This window comes from Rhodococcus sp. NPDC060090 (assembly GCF_042729855.1).
In the GTDB taxonomy this organism is placed as follows: Bacteria; Actinomycetota; Actinomycetes; order Mycobacteriales; family Mycobacteriaceae; genus Rhodococcus.
In genome coordinates, this window is the sequence record NZ_JBHWXB010000016.1 from 106690 (window position 1) to 129110 (window position 22421).

Here is a 22421-nt window from a genome sequence, read left to right on the forward strand (position 1 = left end):
TAAGGACCGAACCGATCGGGCTCCGTGACCGAACCGAACCTCACGGAGGTAACTCCACGACAGATTCTCCCTCGCTTCATCCGGTGCCGACCTGCGAAAACAGGCGCATCGGCAAAAATTTCGGACCCGACGGGAACTTTTCGCTCCGCCCGCGCCTCATATCACCGACACACACGAACGCCCCTGCATCCGAACGTACCGATGGAAAGCGAGCACACCATGACCAGCGGATTCTTCTCCAACACCTCGGCCGACTCCACCTCCGAGTCCACCGACAGCACCCGCTCGGACGCATCCTTCGGCTCGACCGCGTCCTCCACCGACTCCGCGTCCGCCGCGAGCGACCGCGCCGACTCGTCCTACGGTTCCAACTCGTCGTTCGACAGCGACTCCTCGTTCGGTTCGTCCTCGGCCGCCGACCAGGGCTCCGTGAGCTACGAGTCGTACGAGCGCTACGAGCGTTACGACTCCTCCGGGGCGAGCAGCTCCGACTCGTCGTACGGATCGGCGAGCGACAGCGGCTCGTCCGCCTCGGTCGGCGCGTCCTCGTCGGCATCGGACAGGAGCAACAGCGCCTCGTCGGCCGACTCGGCCAACGCAGGTATTTCCTCCTCGGCCACGAATTCCGCCGACCGCGCTGCGTCCTCCGACTCGAGCGCGACAAGCGCGATGACCTCGGGCGGTAACGCCGGCTCGACCTCGACCGGCGCATCAGGCCCGCAGCCGGTGGTCCTCGACGAGTACTCGAGCTCGGATGGCGCCGAGTACGTCGAATACGACACCGACGGCGACGGCGTAGTGGACCTGATCACCGTCGATCTCGAAGGTGACGGCCGCATCGACGCCACCATCAGTGACACCGACGGCGATCTCGTCCTCGATCAGATCTCGGTGGACACGGACGGCGACGGACTGGTCGACTTCTCCGCCGTCGACGCGGATGGCGACGGCAGGCTCGATGTCGCCGCGGTCGACATCGACGGCGACGGCGAGGTCGACGCCGTGATCGACCTGCACAGCGGTGCGGTGGACTACGACGGTGACGGCGTCGCCGACGACTACGTCGATGTCAGCGAATTCGACTCCGGCAGCAGCTCGGAGTACAACACCGACCTCGTCTGATCGGCCATGGCGACCGATGATGCAGGTACGACTCCGATCGCCGATCGGATCGACGACCTGATCACCGATGCCGACGTGGCAGCAGACGGCGACGAGCGCACCGGCATCATCGACCGACTCGCCGCGCTCGGGGTCGAACGCGTGACCGCATCGGCAGGCACACCGTTCGACCCCACCCTGCACCGCGCGGTCGCGAGGGTGCCCACAACGAGTGGGATCGATGTGAACACGATCGAGGAGACCGTCCGTCCGGGTTGGCGACACTGCGGCCATATGATCCGCTACGTCGAGGTGAAGGTACGAGTCCACCGATGATGATGAGGGAGAGACACCGATGAGCTGGGTCCTAGCGGTCGACTTCGGCACGTCCAACACCGCCGCAGCGCACCGGATCGGACCCGACCGGGTCGAGACGCTCCCGCTGACACACACGGGCAATGCGCTGCCGTCGTCCGTGTTCGTCGGGTCGCATGCAATGTCCACCGGGGATGTGGCACTCAACGAGGCATCGCTCGACCCCTCCGGATTCGTGCTTGCGCCGAAGTCGCTCGTCGGCGCCGGATCGATCGTCGTCCGAGACCGGGAAGTTCCCGTCTCGTCGATCATCGCGGCAGTGCTGCGCACCGTGTACGGGCAGGCGCTCCGACGCCACAACAACGAACCGCCTGCCGAGGTCGTGCTCACCCACCCGGAGGCATGGTCGGCGCGGGAGTTGTCGGTGCTGCGCGAGGCCGCGTCGATCGCAGGTCTCGGCGGGAATGTCTCGCTGATCTCCGAGCCTCGCGCGGCGGCGTTCTACTACTCCCGCCAGCACGACGCGAAGGTCGTCAAGGGTTCGACGATCGCCGTGTTCGACTTCGGTGGGGGGACACTCGATGTTGCCGTACTCACCGCAACGAACGAATGGACCTTCGAGGTTCTGCGCGCCGGCGGCGACAACGCGCTCGGCGGAAAGACTCTCGACGGCGCGATCGCGCGGTGGGTGGATCAGCATCTGGCCGAGGAGAATCCCCAGCTCTGGGCGTGGCTGCGCACACCCGAAGGACTCGAGACCCGACGCACGCTCGACGACCAGGTCCGCAAGGCGAAAGAGCTTCTCTCCGAAGCGCCTTCCGCAACGATCCGGATCAGGGGCGACGGGTCGGACATGACCCTGACCCTCACGCGGGACGAGTTCGAGCAGTTGATCGAACCGCAGATCACCCGTGCCGTCCATCTGGCCCGGGGGGTGTTGCGCGATGCCGGCGTCGTCGGCGGTGGTCTACAAGCGCTCTACCTGACGGGTGGGTCGTCCCGAATTCCCTACGTACACCGCAGATTGGCCGAACTCGGGCCGATCGCCACTCTCGACGACCCGAAAACCGTGGTAGCGAAGGGTGCAGCCGGGTTCGTCGCCGGTGGCCGCACCACCGCCCCGCCCGCGATGGTCGACACCGAAGTTCTCCACCGGAGACCGACCCCGAACACTGTGTCGGCTCCCCCACCGTCGGCATTCGTCGAACCGAATACCGAGGCGAAGCCACCACGCGGCAAGCGGAAAGTCATGGCGCTCGCCGGGGGAGTTGCGGCGACCGCGATCATTGCGGCAGCCGGCTTCTACTACGGCACACAGGACGACGCACAGGCCTCAGCAGCCCCGACAACCATCGACGCCGCACCGGACAACGGCGGGACACCGCCCGCCACTGCGGACTCGAGCTACATCAGCGAGAACTCCGACGACGTCACGGCCCTGCTTCCCCGAAAGCTCCTCGATTCGAGCACCGAATGCAGCAAGTCGGGATTCAGCTCCCAGGGGGCCCTGCAGGTCCGTTGCCGGGTCGATCCGGATTCCTCACTCGGACAGGCGATCGGCATGAAATCCGTCGATTACGAGGCGGTTACCTCGTGGCGTGACGACCAATACGCACGATCGAACTTCATCCGGCTCCGCGACAGCAAGGACGGGAATACCAAGATCGTCTCGTCGGACGAGAACCGCATCATCGATCACGGCGCGGACGGCACCTACTTCACCGCCGTCGACCGGTCGACGGGACTGCTCATGCAGTTCTCGACCGACTCCGCCGAACAGGGAATGACCCTTCTGACCGAAATCGGTTTCACGCCGAGCTGACTCACGCCCGAACTACCCTGCATCGATGCAGGACAAGGAGCATCACCCGACCATGCGTCCCTCACGCATCCTTCTCTCCAGCACGGCCCTCACCCTGGCCCTTGCCCTGACACTCGCCGGCTGCAGCAACACCGCCGACGGCACTGCCATCGCGGAAGGCGCAGCGACCGGAACCGGTACGAACGACACCGCAGCCACATTCGACACCGCATCACTCGACACCGGGGCATACAACACCGAACCGCGCGACTTCATCGACGAAGGCCAGTCGGCCGGAGACTTCGGCCCCGCGGTCGAAGGTCAGCGCATGGCCGAGTTCGTAATCCACCCCTACACGATCGACTCGGCCCTCACCACCGGTGGCGGCATGGCAACGGGCGTCGGAGTCGGCGGAATCGGCAAGGTCCTGTCGGGTGGCGGCGCCGATGACGTCGCGAAATCGTTCGGCGTCATCACCGGTTTCGGCAGTTTCGCCAGTAACCCCGACGACTCCCGTCAGCTCGGTGTCGCAGTGTGGCGGTTCCCCGACACGAACAGCGCCGCGCAGGCTGCCACCGCCCTGCATGCCAACGCGCTCACACCGGAAGATGTCGGCTTCTCCTCCGGCCCGCAGACACCCGCATCGATCCCGCAACTGCCCGGAACTCTTGCGTCGACCTACTACTTCGACGGGATCGACACCGCGAGCATGTCGACCTTCACCGCACGCGGCCCACATGTGGTCTACACCTACACCTCCGCGGAGGAGAACGACACCGAGTGGAACTCCGATGTCACGGCGCGCGCCGTCGAGGCGCAGCTCCCACTCATCGACAGGTTCCCGTTCTCACCGACCGACGAGATCGAGTCGCTCCCCGTCGATCTCGACAAAGTACTCGCACGCGCGGTCGGTTTCGTCGAGAACGAATACGCGCGAAATTCCGACACAGCCGTCTACGGACCGCTCGGATGGCTGCATTTCGATTCGCATCCCGCCGAAACCGCTGCCCTCTTCGAAGCCAGCGGCGCCGACCGCATCGCCCTCGCCAACTCGACCGTCTACCGCACCAGCGGACCCGAGGCCGCCGAGGAACTGCGCGACGCATTCGTCGAACAGACCCTCGACTCCTACCCTGATCTGGTCGACGAGCCTGCGCCGCAGAGCGTTCCGGGAACCGTGTGCCTGGCCGGCGACACCGCTCAGGGCAGGGTGATGGACTGCATGATGACCTACGGTCCCTACGTCGCACAGATCCAAGGCCACCGATCGGTCGGGAACACCGATCCCGATTCGGACACCTTGCGAACGGTGCCACAGCGGGTGGCTGCCCAATACGTGAAATTCGTTCGCGCAGAGGAGAAGGGGCTCGGCGAGAACTGAGCCGAACCCGGCCCGGCGCCTCCCGTCAGTTACCGGGCGGGCCGGGCATTCCGCGCGGGATGCCTCCCGGCGGCATACCACCGGGAGGCATTCTGCCCGGCATGATTCCGGCCGTCGGCGCCGTAGTCGTATCGACACCGACGGGGAGAACGACGTGGTATCCGCTGGTGATATCACCGGTGACCGTGCCGATCTGGCTCGCGCCGCCGTCGTCGCCGAACACGTTGTCGGTCTCCAGGGTGAGCGCTGCCAGGTTGACGATCGATGATTCGTAACCGGGTGTCGAGTAGACGGATTCGCTGACATCCTGCGGCAATGCCACCTGGGAGGTGGCAATCGCCTTTGCGGAGTCGGTGATGGACGCCTCGTCCGGGTACACCTCGAAATGGATGTGCGGCCACCGGCCGGGATACGCTGCGGGGAAGATACTGGTGAACCGCACCTTCCCGTCGGTGTCCGCGATCTGCACGCCGCGCAGATAGTTCTCCTCGGTGATGCCCTCCGAATACAGCGAGTAGCCGCCGTCGCGGTCGCAGTGCCACACATACACCGCTGTTCCGGCGAAGGGAATGCCTCCGGACGCCAGGTCGGAAATGGACAGTTCGAGCGTCATCGGGACGCCCTCGGCCGTCGCGGATGCGTCGCCGAAGCTCGACCGGATGTCACTGCGCCTGATCCCGCTCTGTTCGAGGACGTCCGGGCCGTTGGATCCGTCCCCCGGGTAGGGCCCGGCCGTCTCGTCGGGGATCTCGGTCAGGCCTGATGCCGCAGCTGTCGTCGACGTCGAGAACGCGGTAGTGCTGCTGTTCCCGCCACCGCATGCCGCCAGACCCACCGTCGCGGCACCCAGTCCGAAGAACGTGAGCATCTTCCGTCGGCTCAGCAGGGTGCCGACATCGAATGCCAAACCTTGGTCGACAATCTCGTCGTGCGGCTTGGGCAGACTTCGACCTTCGTAGGTCGCCTGGCGTATTTTCGAGGGCTGATTTCTCACCGTGTCTCCTTCCCGTGCACCGACCGGGCCGATGCGATCACCGCCTCAGTCTGGAGCGCCGGGCCGTGATCCGGCTGCGGTATTGCTGGGAGTTCACTGTGAATCGCCTGCGCCTTCTCGCTGAGCGGGAGTAGCTCACTCAGCACGTGACACGCCCCCACAGAATCGGCCTGACAGGCGAACCAGATCCCAAGGAGCCCCTATGACCTCGACCGTCCATACCGAATCCCGCCGATTCGAGAACAAGGTCGCGTTCATCACCGGAGCTGCGCGCGGACAGGGTCGCGCCGAAGCGGTCCGCTTCGCGCAGGAAGGCGCCGACATCATCGCGATCGACGCGTGCAGCGAGTTCTCGTCGACCGCGTATGCGGGAGCAACGCGCGACGATCTCGATGAGACCGTGCGCCTCGTCGAAGCGACCGGGCGACGCATCGCCGCCACGGTCGCCGATGTGCGCGACTTCGATGCACTCTCGCAGGCGCTCGCGGCAGGCGTCGAGAAATTCGGGCGCCTCGACGTCGTGATCGCCAACGCCGGAATCTGCTCGGGCGGCCTCTCGTGGGAGATCACACTCGAGCAGTGGCGAGAGACCGTCGACGTGAACCTGACCGGCGTATTCCACACCGCGAAGGCCGCTGTTCCACATCTGCTCGCCACGGGCGACGGCGGCTCGATCGTGTTCACCAGCTCGGTGTCGGGCATCAAGGGCACTCCGTTCACCGGTCACTACGCCGCGACCAAGCACGGCATCGTCGGCCTCGCGAAGACGATGGCGAATGAGCTCGGTGAGCATCGCATCCGCGTCAACACCGTTCATCCCGCCGGGGTCGAGACGGGTATGACCGTCTCGGATCTGCACCCGCTGATCGCGAAGCACGCCGCCACGCTCGGCCCGATCTACATGAATTCGCTTCCATACCAGATCCTTCAGGCCGACGACGTCGCCTCCGTGGTGGCGTGGGTCTGCTCGGACGAGGCCAAGTACATCACCGGCGCGCAGGTGCCGATCGATCTCGGCAACCTCATCCGATAGGCGCTGCTACTTCTCGTCGATCGGCTTGGCTCCCAGGACGTCCTTCAGCAATTCCATCGCCACGTCCTCGGGGTCGCGCCGGGTCGACGGATCGCCCGGGGTCGCGGCTTCGGCGAACATCTCGTCGACGTCTTCCTTCGAGATCTTCGATGGATCCTGTGGCGGAGCATCGTAATTCGAATCCGGACCGGGGTCGTCGGGCAGATCGGGGCCGTCGGGCGGCGGAATGTCGTCGTACTCGGAACGCTGCGGCGGTGCAGCACCCGCCCCGTCACCCGACGGGGACGATGCGTCGGGTGCCGGTGCACGTTTGGCCTGACTGGGCCGCGAGAATCGCGGTTGTCCGCCTGGGCGTGACTGCTTGGGTGCCGCGGCGTTTTTCGCGGGTGCAGGCGCGGCAGAACCATGGACGCACGTGACGTCGAAATCGACACCGAACAATTCGCGGAGGGCGTCGGCGATCACGGTCGCGTTGCGTGGCTCGGCGAGTCGTTTGACCAGCGGCGCCGAATCGTGGACCAGGATGACCTGGGCGCCGTCGACTTCGCGAACCGTAGCGCCGGACAGCATGACCTCCACGGTCTTGCTACGGGCACGCACCTTGGCCCGAACCTCGGACCACACTCCACGAATCCCGGCGGCGTCAGGGCCTGATGCCGCGGCAGGCACCGGCTCAGGCTGTCTCTCAGGCTCAGGCTCAGGCTCAGGCGTTGACTTAGGCGAAGGCTCCCGCTCCGGCTCGGGCGCAACCGACTCCATTGCGGGTGCCGTTTCCGGTTCCGGGACCTCTGGAGGTGGAGGAGGCGTCGCAGCACGCGGTTCGGGTTCCCGAACAGGCTCCGGCACCGACGGTTCGGTCTCAGGAGTGGGAGCAGGAGCCGGTGGGGCGGCGGCCTCACTCGGCGCCGAATCGGACGTACGACGCTGGGACGGACGCTGGAAGCGCGCCGCCGGCTCGTCGGGTGCGACCGGATCGGAGACAGGCTCCGGCGCCTGACGGGGAATCGCCACAGGATTCGCTGCCCCCACCGCGGCTCCGGTCGCGGCGGGACCGGGGACGAATCCCTGCTCGAGCCGCTCCAGTCGCTGCAGGACCGCAGACTCAGCGTCGGATACCGAGGGAAGCAGCATGCGGGCGCACATCACCTCGAGCAACAAGCGCGGAGCCGTCGCGCCGCGCATCTCGCCGAGCCCGGCATGGATGATCTCGGCGTAGCGCGTGAGCGTGGCGGGCCCGAGCCTCGAGGCTTCGTCGCGCATGCGCTCGAGCACGTCGCCGGGTGCGTCGACCAGTCCACGTTCGGCGGCGTCCGGGACGTTACGCATGAGGATGAGGTCGCGGAGCCGTTCGAGGAGGTCGGTCGCGAAACGACGCGGATCGTGCCCGGCGTCCATGACCTTTTCGACAGTGCCGAACAGCGCTGCACCGTCTCCGACTGCCAATGCGTCGACGGCTTCGTCGATCAGCGCGACATCGGTGACTCCGAGCAGGGACAGGGCACGCGGGTAGGTGACGCCTTCCGTGCCCGCTCCCGCGAGGAGTTGGTCCATGACAGACAGCGAATCTCGGGGCGAGCCGCCACCGGCACGGATGACCAGTGGGTACACCGCATCTTCGACCGTCACGCTCTCCTGGACGCAGATCTTCTCGAGGAGACCGCGCATCGCAGTGGGGGCGAGCAGGCGGAAGGGGTAGTGATGCGTACGCGACCGGATGGTGGGGAGCACCTTCTCCGGTTCCGTGGTCGCGAACACGAAAATCAGGTGTTCCGGCGGCTCCTCCACAATCTTGAGCAGGGCGTTGAACCCCTGCGTGCTGACCATGTGGGCCTCGTCGATGATGAAGATCCGGTAGCGCGACTCGGCCGGTGCGTAGAACGCTCGATCGCGTAGCTCGCGAGTGTCGTCGACGCCGCCGTGGCTGGCCGCGTCGAGTTCGGTGACGTCGAGGTTGCCTCCCCCGCCGGGCCCGAGCGACTCACACGACCGGCACTGCCCGCACGGTGTCGAGGTGGGGCCCTGTTCGCAGTTCAGCGACCGAGCGAGGATCCGCGCCGACGACGTCTTGCCACACCCGCGCGGACCCGAGAACAGGTATGCGTGGTTGATACGGCCGGTGTCGAGGGCCGTACTGAGGGGCGCGGTGACATGCTCCTGCCCCACCACCTCGGCGAAGGTCGCGGGTCGATACTTCCGGTACAGGGCCACGCGCCGAGAGTACCGGCGCGCGCCGACAACAACTCGGACGGCGTCATCGTTGACAAACGATATATCGTTATATATCGTGACTGCATCGACAATGACAAGGAGTTCGCACCATGCGAAACACACGACAGATGCGCGGCGGACGCCGCGCTCACGCCATGAATCACTTCCTCGCGGAGGGCCCGTTCCTGGGCGAAGACCCCCGACGTAGCGAAGACCCCTTCGGTGACGGCCCGCACGGCCGAGGCCACCGGGGTGGCCCCATGCACCGCGGCGGACGCCGAGGACGCGCGCAGCGAGGCGATGTCCGCGCCGCCGTTCTGCAACTACTGGCCGACGAGTCCATGCACGGCTACCAGCTGATGCAGGCCATCGCCGACCGCACCGGCGGGGCCTGGAAGCCCAGCCCCGGAGCGATCTACCCGACGATCTCTCAGCTCGAGGACGAAGGACTCGTGCGCGTCGAGAAGGACGCCGGCCGCAAATTGGTGTCACTGACCGACGAAGGCCGCGCCCACCTCGACGATCCGGCCAACGAGCAGACCGATCCGTTCGCCGGGCATTCCGCCGACGGGAACGGCACCGATCTGCGAGGAGCGCTGCGCGATCTGCAGACAGCGGCACGCGTCGTCGCCGTCAGCGGCACCGAACCCCAGATCGCCGCGGCGCACAAGGTTCTCGCCGATGCCCGCAAGTCTCTGTATCTGCTGCTCGCCGAGGAGACCGACCCGGCGACCGACGCGAAAGATACGATCTGACGGTCGATCACGCCGTCTGGACGATCCTCGACATGACTCGAATCGCGGCGATCTGCGGACCGGACACTTCCTGCCCGATCGGCCTCGCGTTCGATCTGGTCCTGCTATCAGGAAGTGTCGACGAGGCTGAAGCCCGCTCCGACTCCGCCCTGCGCGTCGACCTCCTCGAGGATGCGGTCCGCCCGCTGATAGGCCGCGAGACCCCGACTGGTCGGTCGGTATCCGACCGAGAGGCCGATCCACTCCCCGGTGTCCGCCCGGACCAGCGGACCTCCCGAATCTCCGGGCTTCATCAACAAGGAAGACGACATCAGATTCGCGTCTACGAGCACATCACCGGAAGTACACGCGACCCCGTTGGTGCGTCCGGCGGCGCACTGGATGCCGATCGGGCGATCGCCGCGGTCGAGCGACCCGATGGAGTCGAGGACGACTCGTTGTCCGCGGTCGTTCGGCTCCGAGGTGTTCGAGCCGCGGACCTTCGTCTCGTCGAGGAGCAGCACGGCGTAGTCGGGTGCCTCGTCGGTGGGGAAACCGATGGGATCCACCGAGCCGGTGCTCGCCACGTCGGTTTCGACGCCGACCGGTCCGCGATGTTGCTCTCCTACTTTCCAGATCTGAGACGATCCGTCCTGCCTGCAATGACCGGCCGTGATGGCGACCAGCCGGTGTGCGTCGTCACGACCCACCGCCGCGACGGAACACCAGCCGGGCACCGGCTCGGCGGAGAAGGTGATCCCATCGCCCGGCCGAAGGACGACGCGGTCGTCTCCCCCCCCGGCCACGGCGATTCCCGGTGTGACCAGCGCACATGCAAGGGCTGCTACCGACAGCGCGAAACCGCGCCTCACTTCTTTCCGGCCTTGGCGGCCGCTTTCGCTGACTTCTTGAACTCTCGTACCTCGTGCAACGACTGGGAATCGACGACATCGGCGATCGAGCGACGAGCCCCTTCGTCTCCGTACGCCCCCGCAGCCTCGCGCCAGCCCGCGGGCTGGACCCCCCGCTGCTTACCGAGCAGCGCGAGAAAGATCCGAGCCTTCTGATCGCCGTATCCGGGCAGCGCCTTCAGCCTCTTCAACACCTGCTTGCCGTCGGGGTCGCCTGTTGTCCAGATCGCGGTGGTGTCGCCGTCGTACTCTTCGACGATCGCAGCGCACAGCGCTTGGATGCGCTGGCCCATCGATTTCGGGAACCGGTGCACCGCCGGTGGCCGAGAACACACCTCGATGAATTCGTCGGGGTCCATGTCGGCGATCCGGTGTACATCGACTCCGCCGAGCCGGTCGGCGATTTTCTTCGGGCCTGCGAACGCAGTTTCCATGGGTACCTGCTGGTCGAGAAGCATCCCTATCAGGAGCGCCAGCGGGTTCTCGGAAAGCAATGCGTCCGCATCCGGATCCCCGACCAGGTTCAGCGTCGTTGCCATGGGTCGATCATGCACCCCGCGTCACTGTCGCCGCCACAGGACGACCACCGCGAGCACCGTCACCGTGAGCACGATCGAGACGGTCAGCGCGTGGATCCAGTGGGAGAAGAGGGTCGGTTCCGACGTACCCGGCACCGCCGCGAGAGCGGCGAACAGGGCGACGACGGCGATCGCTCCACCGGCGGCCGACCATCCTCGCGCAAGCCGGGAATGGTGAGCGGAGCGCAGTTCGGCGCTGCGGAGCACCGCGTGCTCGATCACCTCGACTGCGCCCGCGAGCTCGGCATCGAGGTCCGCGATCTCGTCGGCGACCCTCCCCGCCATCAAGGACCGCAACTGTGTCGGCTGTGTCCACGAGTGGAACCGGTCGTTGTGGAGGGAGGCCTTACGCAGCAGCGCACGTTCCATCTTGCGGGCCTGCATCGCAGCTATGTCGTCGAGTGCCTCGACGAGACGGTCTCCGGTGAGGTCTTCGTGATTGCGGAGGTGGTCCAGAATCCGCCAGAAGTCGGTCGAGGCGCGTGCGCGAATCGCCACCCACGGGAGCAACTCGAAGATCATCTCGCTCGTGCCGTGACCGACGTAGTCGCTGCCCACCGGTGTCGCTTCGAGGTCCAGCAGTACCGCAGCGGAGTCTTCTCGCACTGCGATCGCCGCACCGGGCTGCACGGGTCGATCCACGAGCGCAACCCGATCCCAGTTCCACAACACGCCCCACATCTGAGCTGTGGCTCTGGCCTGCGAATCGGTGCGTCGGCCGTCGACGAGTTCGCGCACGCGATCACCGCCGCTCGACACGACCTCCACCATCAAGGCCTCGACGACTTCCTGGTCGCCGACGCCCCGATGCCGGTGCACCACAAGATCACTCAGAGCCTGATACGTGGTCGGGGCAGGCATCCGACGGTTCAGGCCGGGGAACAGATCGTTGAGACACGCGTCGCTGGTCAGCGAGAACGGCGCGAGGAACTCGTCGACGGCGGGGCGGAAGCCGGCGCCGTCTCGGTCCTGCAACGGGTCGGCGCGCCAGTCGATCAGCGGGGACTTGTCGTCACTGAGCGTTTCGAGAGCGAGGACGAGTCCGTGCCCGGGGATCTCCCACAGCGACAGGCAGGTCGCTGGTGCCCCGACGTACGGGCGTGCTGATCCGGTGCGCAATGCGCCTGTCGAGGAACCGAACGACAGAGGCGGGCGCTCACGGTCGGTGATGTGCCGGTATGCGAGCAGGCTTGCCGCACGAACACCGTGTTCGGTGCTCGGCAACGTTCCGATTCGAGCAGGAAGGAACGGCTCCAGCTCGTGCACCGCGTCGATCGGCGGCGGCGACACCGCAGAGGCCTCGATATCGAGAGCCAGGAGAAACACCTTCACAACACCGTGACAGCCCGTGACGGAACCGACGGCAGCTGCGCCGGCTCCGGATCGTACGAGAGCGCGGTCTTCCATCACACTCACCACTTCCGAACCCGCCGCGGAATGCGGCGACCCTGATATCGGAGTATGGCACTTATTCACAGGAAAGCGAATTCTTCGATTTCCTGAGGTCAGAGCGGTGTGACAGAAGTTGTCCACCATCGGTCCACCAGTTGTCCACAGCTTTGTCCACAGCTTGGGAGAACGTGTGACACCCGGGGCCAGTGCGGCCTGCGGATGTCAGTGTCCGAGCGTCTTCTCCGTCGCTGCGAGCAGGACGCAGGTTGCGACGCCGTCCATCGCCTTCGCCAGCTCGTCGAGCGACGGGAAGCTCGGAGCAAGGCGGATGTTCTTGTCGTCGGGGTCGTTCTTGTACGGGAACGCCGAACCCGCAGCCGTGAGGGCGATTCCCGCGTCCTTGGCGAGCGCGATGACCCGCTTGGCGGTGCCGTCGACGACGTCGAGGCTGATGAAGTAGCCGCCCTTCGGCTCGGTCCACGACGCGACCTTCGACGCACCGAGACGGTCTTCGAGGATCTGGCGGACCAGCGCGAACTTCGGTGCGAGGATCTCGCGGTGCTTCGCCATGTGTGCCCGCACACCGTCGGCGTCGCCGAAGAACCGAAGGTGGCGCAGCTGATTGACCTTGTCGGGTCCGATCGTCTTGATCCCGAGCAACTTCTGGTACCAGTCGAGGTTCGCCGTGGAGCTACCGAAGAAGCTCACACCTGATCCTGCGAACGTGATCTTGGAAGTCGAGGCGAGAGCGAACACGCGGTTCGGGTTCCCTGCCTCGGCAGCGAGACCCAGGATGTCGATTGCCGGGGCGACCTCCTCGAGGACCGGGTGCACCGCGTACGCGTTGTCCCAGAAGATCCGGAAGTCCGGCGCCGCGGTCGGCATCGACACCAGCGCGCGAGCGACATCCTCGCTGTAGACCGCACCGGTGGGGTTCGAATACGTCGGAACCGTCCACATGCCCTTGATCTGCGGATCATTCGCGACGAGCTCCGCAATCGCGTGCACGTCCGGGCCTTCGTCGTTCAACGGCACCGGAATCATCTCGATGCGGTACGACTCGGTGATCGCGAAGTGGCGGTCGTAGCCGGGAGCCGGGCACAGGAACTTCACGACCGGTTCCTGCGACCACGGGCGCGGCGAATCGACGGTCCCGTGCAGCAGCGACCAGGTGATGAGGTCGTGCATGGTCTCGAGGCTCGCATTGTTCCCGGCGAGCAGGTTGTCGACGGGGATGGAGAGCAGTTCGGCGAAGATCGCGCGCAGCTCGGGCAGACCTTTCAGCCCGCCGTAGTTGCGGCAGTCGGTGCCGGAGGCATCCCGGTAATCGTCCGCGCCCGGCAGCGACAGCAACTCCGCGGAGAGGTCCAGCTGCTCGGGGGAGGGCTTACCGCGGGTCAGGTCCAGCGTCAGCTTCTCGGTCTTCAACCGCTCGTAATTCGCGGTTTGGCGCTCGTGCTCTGCAACGAGTTCCTCATGGCTCATCAACCCGATCTGGGTCTGCGTAGGCATGCGGAGAGACCTTTCACCGTGCACGGTGACACGGGCATCGGCGGAAGAAAATAGGGGACCCCGCGCACCCGGCAGAGCCCGTTGACCCTTGCTGCCTTCCGGCCCTGGGGGAGTTCACAGGATGCGCGCCGCGCGGGATCCATCGGCAAGTCTAGAGGACTCCCCATACGGGTGCGCACCACCCCCTTCCTACCCCCTCGATTCGCGTGCAGACCTGCCCGTTTGGGAAGTCGGTGGGGTCATTCGGTATGCTTCCTCACGGAGGATTCGCCTAGTGGCCTATGGCGCTCGCCTGGAACGCGGGTTGGGTTAACGCCCTCAGGGGTTCAAATCCCCTATCCTCCGCCAACGGGAAGCCCGTGACCAGCAGAAATGCCGGTCACGGGCTTTTCTCGTCCCGGGGACCCGCACATGACCACGCGTCGAATCCGTGTCATCGTTTGTCCCAGCGCCGTGGCGTTGGACACTTGAACAACCCGGGGAGCGACTCGGGGTCACATGTGGATGAACGGCTGCGCCGTCGGGATCGAAGGAGTTCGTCGGAGATCGTGCTCAGCGACAACAACGAAGCGATCCATCATCAGGCCGATTCACTTCAGGCAGCGAAGTGGCGCGAGATGCTGGACCAGGAGATCGACACGATCTCGGGAGCGATCGAGAACGCCGAGAAGCGCGCTCTCGCCGAGCACCGCGCCGGCGCCGTCGACCGCGCGCGCAGGTTCGATGCCGACAGCGCGAAGCTGCGCGACTCGCTTCGCGACCTCCATCGCATGCGACGCAACCTGACGGACCGGTTCGCCTGAAGTACTTTCGCCTGAGCACTACAGCCGCACACAGAACTTTCCTCGCATAGCCCGGGTTGCCGTGGGTCGTGAGGCAACGGAAACCCGGACGACCGGAGGAAAGTTCCGCAGTGACGCCTACTCGCAGGCCACGCCGTCGCCGTCGCCGTCCATCTTCGGCCGGTACCCGGGCTCACCCACATACAACGGCGCAGCACCTGCCGCGCGCGCCGCGGAGCAATTCTTGTAGTACACCGAACCAGGGTCGGCCCCGACGGCCGGAACAGGTTCCGCGGTGGGCTGGGGCTGGACCCGCTGGGATGCGGCAGTGGTCGCAGCCGGTGCCGGCTGCGGCGCAGGGATCATCGTGGTCGGAACCATCACGGACTCCGACGGCTCTGCGACCGGCGCCGACCCGCCGCACGAGGTGAGCACCCGCGCCATCGCATCGTGTTCGGCCTGCGTCACCCACAGGTTGTAGGCGGCCTTCACCTGCACCTGGCGTGCCACATAGGTGCAGCGGTAGGCACGGTTCGGCGGCAGCCACGTCGCGGCGTCACCGTCGCTCTTCTGCTGATTGGTCGGTCCGTCGACGGCCTGGAGATTGCGTGGGTCGTTCGCGAAGTCGGCGCGGGTCTGGGAATCCAACTGCTGCGCCCCCTTCTGCCACGCGTCCGACAGTGCGACGACATGGTCGATCTGCACCGCTGTGGATGTGTCCTGACCTCGGGTGAACGCAATGGACGTGCCGGTGTAGGCGTCGTTCAGGACGCCGGACAGCACCACACAGTCGCGAGTGCCCGGCCGGTAGGTGATCTCGACCAGATCCCGGGCCAGGATGTCGTTGCGGGTGTCGCAGCCGTTGTGTCCACCCGGAACCGAGACGTCGTCACTCCATGCCTGACCGAACAGGTCGCGGTCGTAGCCGGTCTTCGGTGCGCGGCCCTTGATCGGCAGCGTCGCGAGTTGTGTGAGGGCAGCACCTGCCTGGCTCGTGGCGCCTGCGGCAGCGGGGATCTCGGCGACCGGCGAGGTCGCCTCGGCGGCCGCCGACGTGGTGGACGCCGCTGCAGTAGACACTCCTGCGCTCGACGTCGTCGAGGCCGTCGCAGTGTCCGTATTCGAGCTCGGTACGACTTCGGTTGCGGCTTCCGAACAGCCGGCGAGCAACACGACCGTGGCAGCAACTCCCGCGACCATGCGGGCGCGCGAAAGTATCGGGACTATACGAAATGGGGACACCGAAGCACTCCTGCGCGAAAAGAAACCGTTCCGAGGTTGTTATCGCAGCTCTGCCGACAGTCCGTTACATACGCTAGATAACGGTCTGTTCCCGAGCGACACCTATCATTTCGGCGTGGTCGGATACGGCAGGCAACTCCAAGGGCTCGCGATCGCGCTGTCGTCTCTCGCCGGATTCGTCGACGCGATCGGCTTCATCACTCTCGGCGGAATCTTCGTCTCGTTCATGAGCGGCAACTCCACCCGACTGAGCGTCGGGATTGCGGACGGCGCGTGGGCCCAGGTCGGAATCGTCGCGGGCATCCTCGTGCTTTTCGTCGTCGGCGTGACGATCAGCGGAATCATCGCGGAACTCACCGATCACGATCGACGGACCCGCAAGAGTGCAGTACTTGCGCTGGTCACAGGGTTGTTGCTGCTCGGCTCACTCGGCGCTCTCCTCGACTGGGTTCCCCTCGCCGTCATCGCCATGACGCTGGCGATGGGCGCCGAGAACTCGGTGTTCCGGCGCGACGGCGAGGTCAGCATCGCCCTGACCTACATGACGGGTGCGCTCGTGAAGATCGGGCATCGCATCGCGGCAGCATTCCTCGGCGGGCCACGCTGGCGTTGGATTCCCTACTTCGGCCTGTGGGCCGGGCTGGTGAGTGGAGCCGTCCTCGGCGCACTCGCCCACCGCGCGCTCGGCCTCAACGCACTGTGGATCGCAACGGCGGTGTCTGCCGCGCTCACGGTCGGTGTGCGGTTTCTGCCCCACCGGCCGTGAAACGCACAACGGTCAAGCGCCCATCTTCGCCATCTTGTCGAGCCACACCCGCGCATCGTCCGGGAGGTTTCCGCACTTCTCGGCGTGAGCACACCACCGCTTGGTGGCAGCGAGGAAGTTCATCGGGTTGTAGGCATCCTCCTGGTACGACCACAGCCCGTCGCCGGCGTAGTGGAGGATCGTGATGTTCGGGGCGTTGTGCTCGGTGCCGTCGCCCGGATCCTCCATCGGGTTCTGCACCTCGCAGATCACCCAGCCGCGTTCCTCGTCGATCACGTACCAGGACGGCGGAAACGACGTCATGCGGCTACCGGGAAATGCCGACATCGTCCGTGTGACCCACGTGCGGATCGCCTCACGGCCGTTCATCGTCCCGTACGCGTGCTCGACGTACTTCGCGTCCTCGGTGAACTGGTCGGCATAGCAGTTCCAGTCGCGGGCCAGTGTCGCCTGCACCACCGTCTCCCGGTAGTTCGCGTACGCATTCTCGAGTTCGTCCCGACTCCACCCCATTGCAGCCCTTCCCCCGTAGTTGCGCGCATGTCGGACTCCACCGATCACGGTCGCGTGGAGGTCGTCACCCATGACATCAGGAACCTCATGCGCTCCGCTACGGTTCTCCCATGCGCGCCCGCCCCTACGCAACCACCAGCCCCACCAGGCTCGCTGCGGCACTACTCGAGGTTGCCGCACGCAGCGGGCTCGAATCGGCGAGCGTACGAGAAGTCGCGAGCCAGGCGGGCGTGTCGATCGGAGCTGTCCAGCACCATTTTCCGACGAAGGACGAGATGCTCGCGTACGCGTTCCGGGCGCTCGCCGACCGGGTGCTCGCGCGGCTGGCCACCGTCGACCCCGACATCGACCCCACCCGCACGCTGTTCGCGGCATTGAGCCAGTTGCTGCCGCTCGACGACCAACGCGGCAGCGAGGCACACGTGATGGCCGCCTTCGCGGTGCGCGCCGCGACGTCTCCGTCGTTGAGTTCGATCCGCAGTTCCGTCCTCTTCACCATCCGCACGGGGCTCGCCACCGTCCTGATCCACATGGGCGTCCCCGACCCTGAGACGCGCGCCGCCCTGCTCGTCGCGGCCGTCAACGGTCTGGCACTTGACGCGACGTCGAGCCCGGATCTGTACCCGCGCGAATACCTCACCCATGCGCTGCACACTCAGATCCACTTGATGCTCGACGCCGCGGCCTGACACACACCCGTCCCCGTTAAAGTGCACGGGTGTCACATTCGGCCGACGACGGCGCGGGTCGGTTCGCGCCCAGCCCGTCGGGCGACCTGCATCTCGGCAACCTCCGCACCGCCGTTCTCGCGTGGTTGTTCGCACGATCCACACAACGTCGATTTCTGGTGCGCGTCGAGGACCTCGATCGGGTACGCCCCGGAGCCGAGCGCTCTCAACTCGCCGATCTCGCGGCGCTCGGACTCGACTGGGACGGCGAGGTCGTGCACCAATCCCGCCGACAGCATCTCTACGACGCGGCGATCGAGCGGCTCAGCCGCGCCGGTCTGACCTACGAGTGCTACTGCACCAGACGCGAGATTCAGCAGGCCGCGTCGGCCCCGCACGCTCCCGCAGGCGCGTACCCGGGCACCTGCCGCGCCCTCACCGATGCCGAACGTACCGCGAAACGCGACAGCGGCCGCCCACCGGCAATTCGGCTGCGTTCGAAGGAGGCGTACTACACGATCCACGATGTGCTGCACGGCGACTTCACCGGAATCGTGGACGACCTGGTGCTGCGCCGTGGCGACGGCACCCCTGCCTACAACCTCGCGGTGGTGGTCGACGACGCCGCCCAAGGCATCGACCAGGTGGTGCGCGGCGACGATCTGCTGGCCTCCGCACCTCGCCAGGGCTATCTGGCGTCCTTGCTGGGGCTTCCGATCCCTTTCTACGCGCACGTTCCTCTCGCGTTGAACGTGGAGGGCAAGCGCCTTGCAAAGCGGGACGGCGCAGTCACACTCGCAGACCGGGTCGAACTCGGGGAGACGCCCGCCGATGTGCTCGCGACGATCGCAGCATCCCTGAACCTGGCCGATCCCGGCGAACCGGTCACGCTGTCCCTGTTGCTCGACCGGTGGAACCCGCAGCGGTTGCCGAGAGATCCATGGGTGTATCGACCGCAGTGAAATACAAGATCGGAAGGGCTGCATCGGGGATGGAACCGCCGTAGCCTCACGGTGACAACCGAAAGCACGTGCACCATCCCATCCTCGAGAGGATCCGATGACGACCGGCGGTTACGACCCGAACAAGGACCCGCAGAACCAAGGCGGCACTCCCGATCCGGAATGGCCTGGGTATCCACCCGGCGGCACCACTCCCCCTCCCGGCAGCTACCCCCCGCCCTCACAGGGCAGCGGCTTCCCACCGCCTCCGGGCGGAAATTACCCTCCCCCACCGGGCAACTATCCCCCGCCTCCCGGTAGCTACCCGCCGCCGCCTCCGGGCGGAAACTTCGGTGGTGGTTTCGGACCGGGGCCCGCCCAGCTGAGTGTCGGCGACGCGATCTCCTACGGGTGGCGCAAGTTCAGCCAGAACCCCGGCGTGTGGATCCTCATGGTGCTGGCTTCCTTCGTCATTCAAGTGGTACTCAGCTTCATTTTCAACGGAGGCAGCTTCTCCTTCTCCGTCGACGAGGGCGCGAGCACGTTCGGTGTCTGGTCGATCATCGGCACCGTGGTCACCACCGTGGTCGGCTACCTGATCCAGGCCGCGTTCGTGCGTGGTGCGCTCAGCGAGATCGATGGCCGCAAGCCCGCTTTCGGGACCTTCCTGCAGGTCGGCGCGGTTGGCGCTGTGATCGTGGCCGGGTTGCTCGTGGGCATCGCGACCACGATCGGTTTCGTGCTGTGCATCCTCCCCGGTCTTGCCGTCGCGTTCCTGACGTGGTGGACGATGCAGTTCGTGGTCGACCGCAACCAAGATGCGATCACTGCAATCAAGTCGAGTTTCAATGCGATCAAGTCGAACGCAGGCACACTACTCCTGCTGGCTCTTGCACTCGTCGGCATCAACATCGTCGGCGCACTGCTGTGCGGTCTGGGGCTGTTCGTCACCATCCCGGTCACGATCATCGCCTCGACCTACGCCTACCGGATCACCACGGGTGGCCCTGTCGCTGCCTGACCACCCTGCGTCACCGCTTCGCTGCGCCACCGTATAACTGTCCGTCACCGGAACGTTGTACGGTGGCGCATCTGCATTTGCTCATAAAAGGGAGATATATGACATCCGGTGGATACCCTCCTCCCCAGCCCAATCCGCAGAATCCGGGCTCCTACCCGGGCGGCAACGCTCCGCAGTACGGCAACCGGCCGGGCTTCGGGCAACAGCCTGTGGACTACACCCAGCAGTTCTCCGGACCGATCGACGGCTACGGGCCTGACGGTGGCGGCCAATACGGTGCCCCCCAGAACGGCGGCGGTCAGTACGGTGCTCCTCAGAACGGCGGCCAGTACGGCGCTCCCCAGGGCAATCAGTTCGGTGCGCAGCAGCAGGGCACACCTCAGTACGGTGCCCCGCAGTACGGTCAGGCGCCGCAGTACGGTCAGGCGCCCGGCGCACAACCGTTCGGTGGAGCACCCGGCTTCCCGTCGCCGACACCCGGCTTCGGCCCGTCGCAGCCGGGTCAGTTGCTGCCGCGTCTCGGCGCTCGCATCATCGACGGGTTGATCGTCGGAATCCCGATGTTCATCCTCACCGCGATCATCGCCTTCGGCAGCGGCAGCGGGTTCATGTCGTTCGTCATGTCGGTACTGACGGGAGTCGTCGCCTTCGGCTACTGGACGTACCTCGAGTCGACGCAGGGCGCGACCTTCGGGAAGAAGCTGCTCGGCCTGTCCGTGGTCGGACCGAACGGTGGAAACCCCACGCTCGAAGAGGCCGCCAAGCGCAATGCCTTCGTCGCGCTCCAGATTCTGTCCGGCATCCCGTTCCTGGGGTGGCTGGCAAGCCTCGCGTCGCTGGCCGCCTACATCGGCATCGCCGTGACGGTCGAGCAGGACGAGAGCAAGCAAGGGTTCCACGACAAGTTCGCGGGTGGTACCCGGGTCGTCAAGTCCTGACCTACACAGGCAAGCGGGCTCCGTCCTTCGGGACGGAGCCCGCTGTCGTTTCCCGCCACTTTCGCGATCGACCAGCCCGGATGTTTGGATGGCCGGGTGACAACTGCAGGCGATCTCCCGAAATCCGCGTCCGAGCAAGTGGCCTTCGCCCGGGTGGGACACAGCTTCTACCCCGGGATCCTGGTGCTGTTCACCACGGTGCTGATCATCTCGAACATCACCGCAACGAAGGGCGTCGCCTTCTTCGGCGACAGCGAATGGGCCGTGGGGCCCCTGCAGATTCTGCCGATCATCACCGACGGCGGATTCTTCCTGTTCCCGCTCGCGTACATCCTCGGCGACGTGCTCAGCGAGGTGTACGGGTTCGCCGCGACCCGGCGCGCCGTGCTCGTCGGATTCGGCGCGGTGGCGCTGTCTGCGTTGTGCTTCTGGGTCACCTGGTCGCTTCCGGCAGCCGACTTCTATCCCCACCAGGAATCGTTCGAAGCAGTACTCGGGGTGGTGCCGCGCATGCTGCTCGCCGGCCTCGCCGGGTATCTGGTCGGGCAGCTGCTCAACTCGTACGTGCTCGTATGGATCAAGAAGCGCACGAAGGAAAAGCACCTCTGGGCACGCTTGATCGGGTCGACGGTAGTCGGTGAGTTCGCCGACACTCTGATCTTCTGCTCGATCGCAGCCGGCGCGATCGGGATCTCGACGTGGTCGGACTTCGCGAACTTCGTCGTGGTCGGCTTCCTGTGGAAGACCGTCGTCGAGATCGTCCTCATGCCTGTCACATATCGCGTGATCGCGTACGTGAAGAAGCACGAGCCGAGTTACGGCGCGCGCTTGGACGCTTGACTTCCTCCCCCGCGTGAACACGGAGGATTCCTACGCAGCCTCACCATCCGGCAAGATCTGTTCAGCGGGTTCCTGCTTCACCGGGTCCGCGCATGCAAGCACACGTCTTACGCTCCCTCCACAGGCGTTTACCCTCTCCACCAGCCCAGCGGCGAGCAACACATTCACAGCAGCGTTGTAGTCCCGATCCAGCACCAACCCACACGACGGGCACACCCACACCCGCACACCCAACGGCTTCTTCCCGTCCCGCACCCCACAGCCCACGCACACCTGCGACGTCGGTTCCCACCGGCCGATCGTGTGCACCACCGCGCCATACCGGGCGGCCTTCTCCTCGATCAACCGCCTGAGCATCGACCAGCCGGCATCGTGCACCGACTTCGCCACCCTCGTGCGCGCCAAACCCGCCACCGACAACCCCTCGAGGGCAACCGCTTGGTTCTCGCGGACCAACCTCAATGCCAGCTTGTGATGGTGATCCAGGCGCGTCTCGCGCACCTTCCGGTGCGCCGCAGCGACCTTCCGACGAGCCTTGTCCCGATTCTTCGACCCACGTTCGGTGCGTGAATACGCCCGCTGGGCGCGGCCCAGACGCCGTTCCTTCGACCGCAGCCAGCGAGGATTGTCGACCTTCTCGCGAGTACCGTCGTCATAGACGATCGCCGCCAGATCGGTCAACCCCACATCCACACCGGCAGCCCGAGCCGGCAGGGTCGACACCACCACCGGCTCCGGCTCATCAACGAC

The 22421-nt window shown here is 65.9% G+C and carries 22 protein-coding genes, 1 tRNA gene and 1 other RNA gene; 14 read left to right on the forward strand and 10 right to left on the reverse strand.

Annotated features, from left to right (window positions below; translation table 11 throughout):
- Nucleotides 1-201: 201 nt before the first annotated feature.
- Genes ACFWCF_RS21240 through ACFWCF_RS21255 form a run of 4 tightly spaced genes read left to right on the forward strand, consistent with a single transcriptional unit; the run spans nt 202 to nt 4598 of the window.
- Nucleotides 202-1122, forward strand: a complete 921-nt coding sequence (locus tag ACFWCF_RS21240) for a hypothetical protein (protein ID WP_378565606.1) — start codon at nt 202-204, stop codon at nt 1120-1122.
- A 6-nt stretch (nt 1123-1128) separates the two neighbouring features.
- Nucleotides 1129-1437 (forward strand): nucleotide exchange factor GrpE, encoded by a 309-nt coding sequence (locus ACFWCF_RS21245; RefSeq protein ID WP_378565609.1) that lies wholly within the window; start codon nt 1129-1131, stop codon nt 1435-1437.
- A 19-nt stretch (nt 1438-1456) separates the two neighbouring features.
- Nucleotides 1457-3238, forward strand: coding sequence for an Hsp70 family protein (locus ACFWCF_RS21250; RefSeq protein ID WP_378565612.1), 1782 nt, complete (start codon nt 1457-1459; stop codon nt 3236-3238).
- Nucleotides 3239-3263: 25 nt separating this feature from the next.
- Nucleotides 3264-4598 carry a hypothetical protein gene (locus ACFWCF_RS21255; RefSeq protein WP_378565615.1) on the forward strand — a complete coding sequence of 445 codons (1335 nt, stop codon included), beginning with the start codon at nt 3264-3266 and terminating at the stop codon, nt 4596-4598.
- A gap of 25 nt (nt 4599-4623) precedes the next feature.
- Here the strand turns inward: ACFWCF_RS21255 and ACFWCF_RS21260 are convergent, their stop codons facing one another.
- Complete coding sequence (locus tag ACFWCF_RS21260) at nt 4624-5592, reverse strand: 3,4-dioxygenase subunit beta (RefSeq protein WP_378565618.1); 969 nt, start codon at nt 5590-5592, stop codon at nt 4624-4626.
- Nucleotides 5593-5794: 202 nt separating this feature from the next.
- On the opposite strand from ACFWCF_RS21260, the gene ACFWCF_RS21265 reads away from it, so the two are divergent.
- Nucleotides 5795-6625, forward strand: coding sequence for a mycofactocin-coupled SDR family oxidoreductase (locus tag ACFWCF_RS21265; RefSeq protein WP_378565621.1), 831 nt, complete (start codon nt 5795-5797; stop codon nt 6623-6625).
- A 6-nt stretch (nt 6626-6631) separates the two neighbouring features.
- Here ACFWCF_RS21265 and ACFWCF_RS21270 read toward each other — a convergent pair whose 3' ends face one another.
- Nucleotides 6632-8833: a DNA polymerase III subunit gamma and tau gene (locus tag ACFWCF_RS21270; RefSeq protein ID WP_378565624.1), complete on the reverse strand. Its 2202-nt coding sequence runs from the start codon at nt 8831-8833 to the stop codon at nt 6632-6634.
- A 110-nt stretch (nt 8834-8943) separates the two neighbouring features.
- On the opposite strand from ACFWCF_RS21270, the gene ACFWCF_RS21275 reads away from it, so the two are divergent.
- Entirely contained in the window at nt 8944-9588 is a 645-nt protein-coding gene (locus ACFWCF_RS21275) for a PadR family transcriptional regulator (RefSeq protein ID WP_378565627.1), read from the forward strand.
- A 107-nt stretch (nt 9589-9695) separates the two neighbouring features.
- Here ACFWCF_RS21275 and ACFWCF_RS21280 read toward each other — a convergent pair whose 3' ends face one another.
- The 5 genes from ACFWCF_RS21280 to ffs form a co-directional block, all read right to left on the reverse strand.
- Nucleotides 9696-10373, reverse strand: coding sequence for a trypsin-like peptidase domain-containing protein (locus ACFWCF_RS21280; RefSeq protein WP_378565630.1), 678 nt, complete (start codon nt 10371-10373; stop codon nt 9696-9698).
- Nucleotides 10374-10435: 62 nt separating this feature from the next.
- A complete protein-coding gene (locus ACFWCF_RS21285; RefSeq protein WP_378565633.1) occupies nt 10436-11017 on the reverse strand; it encodes an HhH-GPD-type base excision DNA repair protein in 582 nt (193 codons plus the stop codon).
- A gap of 21 nt (nt 11018-11038) precedes the next feature.
- Nucleotides 11039-12382, reverse strand: coding sequence for a hypothetical protein (locus tag ACFWCF_RS21290; protein WP_378565636.1), 1344 nt, complete (start codon nt 12380-12382; stop codon nt 11039-11041).
- A gap of 288 nt (nt 12383-12670) precedes the next feature.
- On the reverse strand, nt 12671-13960 hold the full coding sequence (locus tag ACFWCF_RS21295) for an aminotransferase class I/II-fold pyridoxal phosphate-dependent enzyme (protein WP_378565639.1): 1290 nt from the start codon (nt 13958-13960) through the stop codon (nt 12671-12673).
- 49 nt (nt 13961-14009) lie between these two features.
- Nucleotides 14010-14104, reverse strand: an RNA gene (gene ffs / locus ACFWCF_RS21300) — signal recognition particle sRNA small type.
- A gap of 116 nt (nt 14105-14220) precedes the next feature.
- Between ffs and ACFWCF_RS21305 the strand changes: the two genes are divergently transcribed.
- Together ACFWCF_RS21305 and ACFWCF_RS21310 are read left to right on the forward strand one after the other, a co-directional pair.
- Nucleotides 14221-14308, forward strand: a tRNA-Ser gene (locus ACFWCF_RS21305).
- Nucleotides 14309-14508: 200 nt separating this feature from the next.
- The gene (locus ACFWCF_RS21310) at nt 14509-14763 is read left to right on the forward strand and encodes a hypothetical protein (RefSeq protein ID WP_378491594.1); all 255 of its coding nucleotides are present in this window, start codon (nt 14509-14511) and stop codon (nt 14761-14763) included.
- A gap of 117 nt (nt 14764-14880) precedes the next feature.
- Here ACFWCF_RS21310 and ACFWCF_RS21315 read toward each other — a convergent pair whose 3' ends face one another.
- Complete coding sequence (locus ACFWCF_RS21315; protein WP_378491645.1) at nt 14881-15942, reverse strand: DUF1524 domain-containing protein; 1062 nt, start codon at nt 15940-15942, stop codon at nt 14881-14883.
- 157 nt (nt 15943-16099) lie between these two features.
- Here ACFWCF_RS21315 and ACFWCF_RS21320 point away from each other — a divergent pair, with 157 nt between their 5' ends.
- Complete coding sequence (locus tag ACFWCF_RS21320; protein WP_378491593.1) at nt 16100-16750, forward strand: YoaK family protein; 651 nt, start codon at nt 16100-16102, stop codon at nt 16748-16750.
- 12 nt (nt 16751-16762) lie between these two features.
- Here the strand turns inward: ACFWCF_RS21320 and ACFWCF_RS21325 are convergent, their stop codons facing one another.
- Nucleotides 16763-17263 carry a nuclear transport factor 2 family protein gene (locus ACFWCF_RS21325; RefSeq protein WP_378491644.1) on the reverse strand — a complete coding sequence of 167 codons (501 nt, stop codon included), beginning with the start codon at nt 17261-17263 and terminating at the stop codon, nt 16763-16765.
- A 110-nt stretch (nt 17264-17373) separates the two neighbouring features.
- On the opposite strand from ACFWCF_RS21325, the gene ACFWCF_RS21330 reads away from it, so the two are divergent.
- From ACFWCF_RS21330 to ACFWCF_RS21350, 5 genes are all read left to right on the forward strand, one after another.
- Entirely contained in the window at nt 17374-17952 is a 579-nt protein-coding gene (locus tag ACFWCF_RS21330) for a TetR/AcrR family transcriptional regulator (RefSeq protein ID WP_378491592.1), read from the forward strand.
- 29 nt (nt 17953-17981) lie between these two features.
- The gene (gene gluQRS / locus ACFWCF_RS21335; RefSeq protein WP_378565642.1) at nt 17982-18893 is read left to right on the forward strand and encodes a tRNA glutamyl-Q(34) synthetase GluQRS; all 912 of its coding nucleotides are present in this window, start codon (nt 17982-17984) and stop codon (nt 18891-18893) included.
- A gap of 97 nt (nt 18894-18990) precedes the next feature.
- The gene (locus tag ACFWCF_RS21340) at nt 18991-19893 is read left to right on the forward strand and encodes a hypothetical protein (protein WP_378491590.1); all 903 of its coding nucleotides are present in this window, start codon (nt 18991-18993) and stop codon (nt 19891-19893) included.
- A gap of 98 nt (nt 19894-19991) precedes the next feature.
- Nucleotides 19992-20831 carry an RDD family protein gene (locus ACFWCF_RS21345; RefSeq protein ID WP_378491589.1) on the forward strand — a complete coding sequence of 280 codons (840 nt, stop codon included), beginning with the start codon at nt 19992-19994 and terminating at the stop codon, nt 20829-20831.
- 96 nt (nt 20832-20927) lie between these two features.
- Nucleotides 20928-21671 carry a queuosine precursor transporter gene (locus ACFWCF_RS21350; RefSeq protein WP_378491588.1) on the forward strand — a complete coding sequence of 248 codons (744 nt, stop codon included), beginning with the start codon at nt 20928-20930 and terminating at the stop codon, nt 21669-21671.
- 30 nt (nt 21672-21701) lie between these two features.
- On the opposite strand, the gene ACFWCF_RS21355 is transcribed toward ACFWCF_RS21350, so the two are convergent.
- Nucleotides 21702-22421 (reverse strand): RNA-guided endonuclease InsQ/TnpB family protein (locus tag ACFWCF_RS21355; RefSeq protein WP_378565645.1); only part of this gene is annotated, 720 nt, incomplete at its 5' end.

Excerpts from the sequence above, each read along its gene's own strand:
- ACFWCF_RS21275 (WP_378565627.1), top strand. The coding sequence starts at position 8,944 with ATGCGAAACACACGACAGATGCGCGGCGGACGCCGCGCTCACGCCATG.
- ACFWCF_RS21265 (WP_378565621.1), top strand. The coding sequence starts at position 5,795 with ATGACCTCGACCGTCCATACCGAATCCCGCCGATTCGAGAACAAGGTC.
- ACFWCF_RS21255 (WP_378565615.1), top strand. The coding sequence starts at position 3,264 with ATGCAGGACAAGGAGCATCACCCGACCATGCGTCCCTCACGCATCCTT.
- ACFWCF_RS21340 (WP_378491590.1), top strand. The coding sequence starts at position 18,991 with ATGACGACCGGCGGTTACGACCCGAACAAGGACCCGCAGAACCAAGGC.
- ACFWCF_RS21325 (WP_378491644.1), bottom strand. The coding sequence starts at position 17,263 with ATGGGGTGGAGTCGGGACGAACTCGAGAATGCGTACGCGAACTACCGG.
- ACFWCF_RS21330 (WP_378491592.1), top strand. The coding sequence starts at position 17,374 with ATGCGCGCCCGCCCCTACGCAACCACCAGCCCCACCAGGCTCGCTGCG.
- ACFWCF_RS21250 (WP_378565612.1), top strand. The coding sequence starts at position 1,457 with ATGAGCTGGGTCCTAGCGGTCGACTTCGGCACGTCCAACACCGCCGCA.
- ACFWCF_RS21240 (WP_378565606.1), top strand. The coding sequence starts at position 202 with ATGGAAAGCGAGCACACCATGACCAGCGGATTCTTCTCCAACACCTCG.
- ACFWCF_RS21245 (WP_378565609.1), top strand. The coding sequence starts at position 1,129 with ATGGCGACCGATGATGCAGGTACGACTCCGATCGCCGATCGGATCGAC.
- ACFWCF_RS21345 (WP_378491589.1), top strand. The coding sequence starts at position 19,992 with ATGACATCCGGTGGATACCCTCCTCCCCAGCCCAATCCGCAGAATCCG.
- ACFWCF_RS21285 (WP_378565633.1), bottom strand. The coding sequence starts at position 11,017 with ATGGCAACGACGCTGAACCTGGTCGGGGATCCGGATGCGGACGCATTG.
- ACFWCF_RS21315 (WP_378491645.1), bottom strand. The coding sequence starts at position 15,942 with ATGGTCGCGGGAGTTGCTGCCACGGTCGTGTTGCTCGCCGGCTGTTCG.
- ACFWCF_RS21295 (WP_378565639.1), bottom strand. The coding sequence starts at position 13,960 with ATGCCTACGCAGACCCAGATCGGGTTGATGAGCCATGAGGAACTCGTT.